The organism is Aurantimonas sp. E1-2-R+4, assembly GCF_036549515.1.
In the GTDB taxonomy this organism is placed as follows: Bacteria; Pseudomonadota; Alphaproteobacteria; order Rhizobiales; family Rhizobiaceae; genus Aurantimonas; species Aurantimonas coralicida_A.
The window spans coordinates 1-3,162 of record NZ_JAZHLK010000109.1; the positions used below are offsets into that span (position 1 = coordinate 1).

At 59.8% G+C, this 3,162-nt stretch carries 3 protein-coding genes and 1 pseudogene; 3 read left to right on the forward strand and 1 reads right to left on the reverse strand.

What is annotated here, in order from left to right; all coding sequences use genetic code 11:
* Positions 1 to 574: 574 nt before the first annotated feature.
* Positions 575 to 1,178 (reverse strand): annotated as a pseudogene (locus VQ045_RS21385) (IS1595 family transposase); the annotation flags it as partial.
* A gap of 75 nt (positions 1,179 to 1,253) precedes the next feature.
* Between VQ045_RS21385 and pcaC the strand changes: the two are divergent.
* The 3 genes from pcaC to pcaG are packed head-to-tail and all read left to right on the forward strand — an operon-like array spanning position 1,254 to position 2,961.
* On the forward strand, positions 1,254 to 1,637 hold the full coding sequence (gene pcaC / locus VQ045_RS21390; protein ID WP_331831556.1) for a 4-carboxymuconolactone decarboxylase: 384 nt from the start codon (positions 1,254 to 1,256) through the stop codon (positions 1,635 to 1,637).
* Complete coding sequence (gene pcaH / locus VQ045_RS21395) at positions 1,634 to 2,359, forward strand: protocatechuate 3,4-dioxygenase subunit beta (RefSeq protein ID WP_331831557.1); 726 nt, start codon at positions 1,634 to 1,636, stop codon at positions 2,357 to 2,359. The genes pcaC and pcaH overlap by 4 nt, the downstream gene beginning before the upstream one ends.
* 2 nt (positions 2,360 to 2,361) lie before the next feature.
* On the forward strand, positions 2,362 to 2,961 hold the full coding sequence (pcaG, locus tag VQ045_RS21400; protein WP_331831558.1) for a protocatechuate 3,4-dioxygenase subunit alpha: 600 nt from the start codon (positions 2,362 to 2,364) through the stop codon (positions 2,959 to 2,961).
* The last annotated feature ends 201 nt before the right edge of the window (positions 2,962 to 3,162 follow it).

Below are 3,162 nucleotides of genomic sequence, written 5' to 3' on the forward strand. Positions count from 1 at the left end.
CGACGATCTCTGGCGTGCAGTCGGCAACATCTGCGACCTGTTCGAGCCCGAAGAATGTTGGAACTACCTCAAGGCCGCTGGCTATGTTGCAGATTAATCGCCTGACGCTCTAACAAGCCATCGAAAAGTGCCTTGAGATCGTGACCGCGCGGAACTCGACCCGTAGTGATGCAATGCAAGCACTTAAAAAATAGCTCGCTACTGAACGCTGAAAGAACGACGTTGGGCTCTGAAACCATCATTCTGACTTCCAGCGTCTGTCGGCGAAGGCCATCAGCCAGGTGCCGATATGCTTCCGAGAACGCCCAAGCATGCAAGAAAATCTGATATGGATCAGGGTCCGAGATGACGGGTTTTTTCTTCACATGAACTCCAAAGACGCTGATGATCTACCAGAGGCAGAAGTGAAGCAGCGCCGTGATGACGCCCTCCGTCGTGCTCTCTCAACTCCCCCGAAGCCTAAACAGGATCCGGGGAAGCCGAAAGAGCCGAAGCTGAAGAAGGGGAAGCCCGCCAAGTGACGGGCTAGGGCTAGCGCTTCTTCCGCCAGCGCAGGAATGCTGCCGCCTTCTGCTTAGGCGTGAGCGGCTTCCTCAGTTTGATCATAGGTAAGGCGCTTACCAGCCGCGCCCCTGATCGCATCCTCTGCCCGCTCGCGGTCTCTGACGCCAAGCTTGGTCCGTCAATTGTAGCGGAAATCGAACTCGGCGAGGTAGCGGTGCAAGTGAGTCTCGCCGCAATGCTGATAGACGCCGATCATGCCGCGGTTGAAGACCGAGAACGTGTTTTCGATAGTGTTGGTGTGGACCACGAGGTCGCCTTCCCGGCGGGCGTATTCCTTGGCCGAATGTTTGACGGTGCGGTGGGCGGCGTACTCGGATCCGGTCACGGTGTAGAGGCGGCTTTCGTCGGCGTAGAGAGTTGAGCGACGATCCGCATTGCGAACGAGAATATCGCGGACACTATCCTTCGTCGCGTGCTGGACGTGAAAGGATCAGACCCTTCCGCCGCGTTCCACGAGCGCCACCGCCCTTTCCCTTCTTTATGAAGGGGCGGCCTTTGCGCTGCGGAGACGGGAGCGGCGTTTCGCGCTTGCCAATGTATGTCTCGTCGGCTTCAACAGTTTTGCCTTCGCCGCCCAACGGGCCAGACGTGGCAACGTTCTCGGTCATAGCCTCCAGTCCCGTCCGCTACTACTTGGGAGTTATGCCTGTCCACACACCACTGACGCGGCCAATCGGGATACCCAGACGATGACGAGCAGACACGAAAACGGCATGAATATCCGCAGGGCAGTGCTGGGCGATGCCCATGTCGACCGCGCAGAGGCGGCCAGAACCGATTTTGACACGCCGTTCCAGACACTCATCACCGAAGGCGCCTGGGGCACCGTGTGGGCGAGCGATGCCATCAGCCTGCGTGAGCGGTCGATGCTGACCCTTGCCCTGCTCGCCGCAACCGGAAACTTCGACGAGATTCCAATGCATATCCGGGCCACTTCAAATACGGGGGCCAGCAAGCAAGACGTCATCGAGGCATTCCAGCACGTTGCCATTTATGCGGGCGTGCCGAAGGCTAACCACGCCATCAAGCTGGCGAAGCTGACCTACGCGGAAATGGAAGGGGAGACCCCATGAGCCGCCCCGCAGACCTCTACCAGCGCGACCGCGAGTGGCACCCCCCCGCCTTGACGCCGGACTACAAAACCAGCGTCGCGCGATCGCCGCGCTACGCGCTTTTGTCCCTCCAGGATTCGGACAGTGAACTGACAGGGCCGACCTTCGGTCACACCGATGTCGACGCCTTGGACAACGACCTGATCCGCAACTACGCCAAGACCGGAGATCCGATCGGCGAACGCATCATCGTGCATGGTCGTGTGCTCGACGAAAACGCGCGCCCGGTTCCCAATACACTTGTGGAGGTCTGGCAAGCCAACGCCGGCGGGCGCTACCGGCACAAGAAGGATACCTATCTCGCGCCCATCGATCCCAACTTCGGCGGCTGCGGACGGACATTGACGGATGAAAATGGGTATTACGTCTTCCGGACGGTGAAACCTGGCGCCTATCCGTGGCGCAACTGGGTCAATAACTGGCGCCCCGCCCATATCCATCTGTCGGTTTTTGGTGTGAGCTTCGCCCAGCGACTGATCACGCAGATGTATTTCGAAGGCGACCCGCTGATTGCAAAATGCCCGATCGTCAAATCCATCCCCGACCAACGCGCCATCGACCAGCTGGTCGCGGCGCTTGATCTGAACGCCACGATCCCGCTCGACAGCATCGCCTACAAGTTCGACATCGTGCTGCGCGGGCACAGGTCGACCTTTTTCGAGAACCGGCCGGAGGGCAATTGATCATGGTCCAACAGCTTCACTACCTCAAGGAATCTCCGTCCCAGACCGCCGGGCCTTTTGTGCATATCGGTCTCGCGCCAGGCGCTGCGGGGTTCGACATCTACCGGCAGGAACTGGGCCGGGACATCGCCGGGCCGAATGCGGCGGGCGAGCGGATCACCGTCGAAGGCATCGTTACCGACGGCACCGGCGCACCGGTCAAAGATGTCCTGATCGAGATTTGGCAGGCCAATGCGTCGGGGGTCTATCCGGGCACTGGCGCGGTCGAGGAGGGGTTTTTCGGATGGGGACGGGTGATCCCGGATTTCGAGACAGGCAAGTGGTCGTTCGAGACGGTCAAGCCGGGCGCGATCGTGGATCGTAACGCGCGCCCAATGGCGCCGCACCTTAACCTCTGGCTGGTGGCGCGTGGCATCAATATCGGGCTCAACACGCGGCTCTATTTTGGCGACGAGCATGAAGCCAACGCCGCCGATCCCGTCCTCAATCTGATCGAACAACCCCACCGACGCGACACCCTGATCGCCACGAAGATCGGGTCGATCTACCGTTTCGATATCTGCCTCCAGGGCGATGCCGAAACCGTATTCTTCGATATCTGAGGGCCTGTCATGACAAACCCCTGCATCATCTGCGTTGCCATCACCGGCTCGCTTCCGACCAAGGACAACAATCCAGCTGTGCCGATCACAGAGGTGGCTCGGGAAAATTGGACAGCGTGCTGAGTGGATTGTCTGCCTGAAGGCGGCCAGGATGGCCGAGATCAGGAGAGACGATGAGCAAGAGACCCAGGCGGAACCACA